At 38.0% G+C, this 4,893-nt stretch carries 4 protein-coding genes; all 4 read left to right on the top strand.

All coding sequences use genetic code 11. The annotated features are described in order from the left end of the window. Positions 1-266 precede the first annotated feature (266 nt). From LW728_RS22740 to LW728_RS22725, 4 genes are read left to right on the top strand one after another with little or no spacing between them, the layout of a single operon-like run. A complete protein-coding gene (locus tag LW728_RS22740; protein ID WP_287688647.1) occupies positions 267-1,004 on the top strand; it encodes a hypothetical protein in 738 nt (245 codons plus the stop codon). Between the two features lie 34 nt (positions 1,005-1,038). Next, positions 1,039-2,130, top strand: a complete 1,092-nt coding sequence (locus LW728_RS22735; protein WP_103112444.1) for a class I SAM-dependent methyltransferase — start codon at positions 1,039-1,041, stop codon at positions 2,128-2,130. Between the two features lie 36 nt (positions 2,131-2,166). Beyond that, a complete protein-coding gene (locus tag LW728_RS22730; protein WP_287665761.1) occupies positions 2,167-3,264 on the top strand; it encodes a class I SAM-dependent methyltransferase in 1,098 nt (365 codons plus the stop codon). A 21-nt stretch (positions 3,265-3,285) separates the two neighbouring features. Then, on the top strand, positions 3,286-4,164 hold the full coding sequence (locus LW728_RS22725) for a DMT family transporter (protein ID WP_103112445.1): 879 nt from the start codon (positions 3,286-3,288) through the stop codon (positions 4,162-4,164). Positions 4,165-4,893 lie beyond the last annotated feature (729 nt).

Raw genomic sequence — 4,893 nt, 5'->3', positions numbered from 1 at the left:
GGTGATTAAAAGGAGAGGCTATGGATTTAGAAACTTTAAAAACTTTAGTCTTAGATGTTTATTAAATTGGCATTTTGCTAGTTGATTTTACATGGTAAGTTCGGAAGAACCAGTGATTTTAAGTTTTTTTAAGTAATTCACTTTTAAGTTTTTCTTAAGTAATTATCCAAGTGGCTTCTCTTGAAGACAGGCTATGATGATCGTGAGCTTATCATCCGATTACTCTGTCTTAGTCAACCGACTGTATCTTTGTTTATCTTTTAATCATGGTTAAGCATCTCTTTCTAAAAACGACCCTAATGATAGGCTGTGTAGCCCTAGGAATTGTTCATGCTCCCCTCCTAGTCTCATCTATCCTTCGCCCTCCCGTAGAAGCCTATGCCCAACAAACCCCTGCTTGTTTACCTTTTCCGCCGGGAATTCATCCTTTAGCATTACTTAAGCTTTCTCAAGTCCAAAAAGAACTGAAACTGACTGATTGGCAAATCCGTGAGCTATCCCAATTAGAGAAAAACTTACAACAAGAATTAACTCAGGTGTATGATCGCTCAAAGCCGGCCTCTCCCCCTTGGAATGAATCTGCTAAACGTCAGTTTTTTACTCAAGTCCAAAATGTAATGACCTCTAAAAATAAACAGTTAACTCAAATTTTACATCCTCCCCAATTTAACCGAATCCGAGAGATTATGATTCAGGTTTATGGTTGGCAAAGTCTCAATCAGGAAGAAACTGTTGAGCTGTTAAAATTAACTAAAGATCAGCAAAATCGCTTGAGAAAAATTGGAGAAGAAACGAATCAAAAAGTGCTTAAAAGTTTTCAAGTTCCCCCTGATAACAAATCTCCGGCTTGTCAACAGATTATGGCAGAAAATCGCAAAAGGTTAGAACAAATTCGTAACCAAAGCCAAAAGCAAGCAAATCAAGTTCTTTCTACTCAACAAAGGCAACTGATTCAGACCCTGCAAGGAACTCCCTTTAACCTTAATATCGGTTCTCTCCCCTAAACTTGTTTACCCTATTTTATCCTAGGTGAATACCATGATTCAACTTCTGAAAATACATCGCAAAAGTTTATTATTGGCTCTTTTAATAATGCCACTGCTGTCTCCCATTGTCACTCAAGGGAATGAACGAAAAGCCGTTCTAATGGATCAAATTAAGATTGATTCTAAAGCCTCTTTAGTTCATCTAGGTAACACAATCGATTTTCCTAATACTAGCGAAGGAGGAATCGCCGCTGCCAAAGCCCTGTTGGATGCACTGGAAAATAACAATCTAGCTGCCGCTCAAACCGCCAGTAAGATTTATGATCGCATTATTCCCATTGAAAATTATGGAGGCGAATATACTGCCCTTCAATGGTTTACTTGGTATTTATTAGCTTCCCCAGAAAAACAAAAAGAAATGTTGTCTAATAAATATCATCGAGAATTCTTTGATTATTGGGCAGCCAATGACTTTGCCAACTTAAAAGAATATTTGCAACGTAAATATAAACTCAAAGAATTTACGGATGGCAGAACCTTTAAAGGACATTCACGAACGGCCTTTTTAGAAGATTTTATGCTTTTCAATAATCCTCGTCGCGAAGAATGGGAAAAAACCAGTAAGGTGATGGAAATACTCAACCTTAAACCTGGCATGAATGTGGCTGATATTGGCAGTGGATCTGGCTATTTTACCTTCAAATTTGCTGAAGCGGTAGGACTCAAAGGAAAAGTATTTGCGATTGATACGGTTCAAGATCATGTTGATTTTGTTAAGGGAGTTTCTGAAAAATATAACCTCAAAAACATTGATTTTGTTCACCTACCTAAAGCAGATAATATTGGGGTCGAAGCGAATCAAATTGACTTGGCTTATATGTGTTCTCTTTACCATATTATCTACACCGTGACTTATGAAGAAGTGCGAGAACGTTATCTTAACGACCTGAAAAAAGCCCTTAGACCCGATGGCCGTTTGGTCGTTGTTGATAATGCGGTTGTTCCAGATGGAACGCTTCCTTATCATGGACCTTACATTGCTAAGGAACTTATTATTGCTCAATTAGAGCAGTATGGATTTCGCTTAGAAAGTCAATATCAGTTCATTCCTCAACGGTATGTATTGGTGTTTAAAAAAGCATAAATATCCCCTCACTTATCTTATTTCACAGGTCTGGCAATGATTACCTTGTTTAAATTTCCCAAAATACGCCGAGAAGCCTTACTCTTATCTCTTTTAATGTTATCAATGGTATCAGCCGTTGCTGTTCAAAGTAATCAGAGGAAAGCCCTTCTGATCGACCATATTGACATTCACTCAAAAACGTCTATTATTCATTTAGGGAGTATCGATACCTTTGATATTACGGAAGCAGGCAAACAAGCGTCCAAATTTCTCTTAGATGCCTTAAATAATAACAATTTAGAGGCAGCTACGGCAGCGAGTACGGTTTATGATCGCATTATTCCCAAAGAAAACTATGGAGGAGAATACACAGCCCTTCAATGGTTTGCTTGGTACTTATTAGCTCCCCCTGATAAACAACAACAAATGTTGTCCGATAAGTATCATCGAGAATTTTTTAACTTTTGGTCAGAAAATGACTTTGCCAACTTAAAAGAATATCTTGAGCGCAAATACAAATTCAAAGAGTTTGAAGATGCCCAAACCTTTAAAGGACAAGAAAGACTGGCTTATCTAGAAGACTTTATTCTCTTTAATAATCCCCGTCGAGAAGAATGGGAAAAAACCAGTAAAATGATGGAGGTACTCAATCTTGAACCGGGGATGACCATTGCAGATATTGGCAGTGGACCTGGCTATTTTACCTTTAAATTTTCTGAAGCGGTGGGAGCTAAGGGAAAAGTTCTTGCCCTTGATACGGTGAAAACTCACGTTGATTTTATCAAAAGTGTCGCCGAAAAATACGATTTTAACAATATTGAGTTTGTTCACTTGTCCAACATCGATAGTATAGGAATTCCACCGAATCAAGTGGATTTAGCCTATATGTGTTCTCTGTATCATATCATCTATACAGTTAACAGTGAATCCGTTCGGCAAAGCTATATTGCTAGTATCAGAGATGCCCTCAAACCCGGTGGTCGTTTTATCGTCGTTGACAATGCGGTTGTGGAGGATAAAACCTTACCCTATCACGGTCCTTTTATCGCCAAAGAACTCATTATCGCTCAATTAGAACGATATGGATTTCAGTTAGAAACTCAGTATCAGTTTATTCCCCAACGGTATGTACTGGTCTTCCGAAAAGTGTAAATTGGACAACTTGAATTTATTATGAATCTTCGCATTATCGGTATTTCAGCCGCCTTGGTATCAGCCGCTTCTTGGGCAGTCGGCTCAATTCTCTTTAAACGACTCGGAGAACATCTTTCCCCCTTGGCTTTGACGTTGGCGAAAGGAACAATTAGTATTGTCCTTCTAGCGATCGCTGTTTTGCTAACGGGTTATCAAGATATTAGTCGAGAACCCCTATTGCTTCTTATTCTCAGTGGTTTATTAGGAATTACCTTGGGAGATACCTTTTTTTTCGCAGCTTTACAAAATATCGGTCCTCATGCCTTGATTTTACTGCTCACATTAGGAGAAGTGTTCACCGTTATTCTTGCGGTTGTCTTTTTAGGAGAAACCCCCACACCGATGACTTGGGGAGGGATTGCCCTAGTATTAACCGGGGTATTAATCGTCCTTTATGCCAAAATTTCCCATGATGAGACTTCTTCAAGTTTGCGCGGTATTGTTTTGGGGCTTCTCTCCGTCTTTTGTATGTCTGTATCGTTAATTGTAGCCAAGCAAGGATTAGCGGATATTTCGGCCATTCAAGCCACTTTCATCCGGATGCTTTCGGGAACGACGGGAATCTTTTTCTTTGGTTTAGTCACCCAACGAGTCGGTTTATGGATCAATCCTCTCAAGGATTTTCATCTGATGAAGCGATTAATTATCTCCGTTGCTGTGATTACCTTTGGTGGATTTTGGTTATCTTTAGTGGCGATTAAATATATTGATGTCTCCATTGCTAATACCTTAAATTCAACTGAACCCCTGTTTGTGCTTCCTTTAGCAGTTATCTTTTTGAAAGAAAAAGTAACCCTTTCTGCCATTGTGGGGACTTTTATTACAGTCATTGGCATTGTTTTACTGTGTAATGTCTAATGTGAGTTCGGAGTGTGGAGTTGAGACATTTTTAACGAGAGAATAAGGGTTTTCAGCTTACGAGGTGAGTCTTAAACGTTAACTCATTTACTTTGGTTCTCCGGTTTCTGTTAAAATTTGTGCTTCTATAGCGGTATTCGATTGAGTGAAATACATATATGGGTACTATTGATGTTTAGATCAATTATTATGCGATCCCAATTAATTAATGAGTATATTTGTATGTATTTCATTCAACTGCACACCGCTATAACCAGAAAATGATCAAAGATTTAATATCTTACTTGAAGAGGTACGTTTTAACCCACATTCCGCACCCTAAAGTGTCACATTGAAAATTTTATCCAAATCGTCAAAACGATTGCTGGCTCTGAATTACAGGCTAATTTGTTTGTCTAGCAGATGCACAATTAGCCCTAAAAATCTGATAGCTCTGATACCAAATTATTGAGATAAACTCTCATTAAGCTGGCGATCGCTGACTAGAGTGTGACACTTCATAATTCTTAGTAATCGCTAAAAGTCTTACTATACAAGGGCTAGAGCAACTTTTGATTTCAACGACTAGGGTGCGGAATGTGGGTTTAAAATTCGCTCAAATCAAGATGATTAATTTCCAGCAATTCTCATTTTGAAAACAAAAGAAGATAAAGTTCTCTATGTGAACAAGAGAACTTCTGTCTAATTATCATTTTTTTTCAAGATAATCATCATAATTAGCTTCAAGAG

It is taken from the genome of Microcystis sp. 49638_E5, from assembly GCF_021300285.1.
Lineage (GTDB): Bacteria > Cyanobacteriota > Cyanobacteriia > Cyanobacteriales > Microcystaceae > Microcystis > Microcystis aeruginosa_C.
The sequence above is the reverse complement of the archived record's forward strand: the minus strand, read 5'-3'. Positions and strand labels throughout refer to the sequence as shown.

What these genes read in the sequence shown, in the direction of transcription:
- LW728_RS22740 (WP_287688647.1), top strand. Translation starts at nt 267, where the DNA reads ATGGTTAAGCATCTCTTTCTAAAAACGACCCTAATGATAGGCTGTGTA.
- LW728_RS22735 (WP_103112444.1), top strand. Translation starts at nt 1,039, where the DNA reads ATGATTCAACTTCTGAAAATACATCGCAAAAGTTTATTATTGGCTCTT.
- LW728_RS22730 (WP_287665761.1), top strand. Translation starts at nt 2,167, where the DNA reads ATGATTACCTTGTTTAAATTTCCCAAAATACGCCGAGAAGCCTTACTC.
- LW728_RS22725 (WP_103112445.1), top strand. Translation starts at nt 3,286, where the DNA reads ATGAATCTTCGCATTATCGGTATTTCAGCCGCCTTGGTATCAGCCGCT.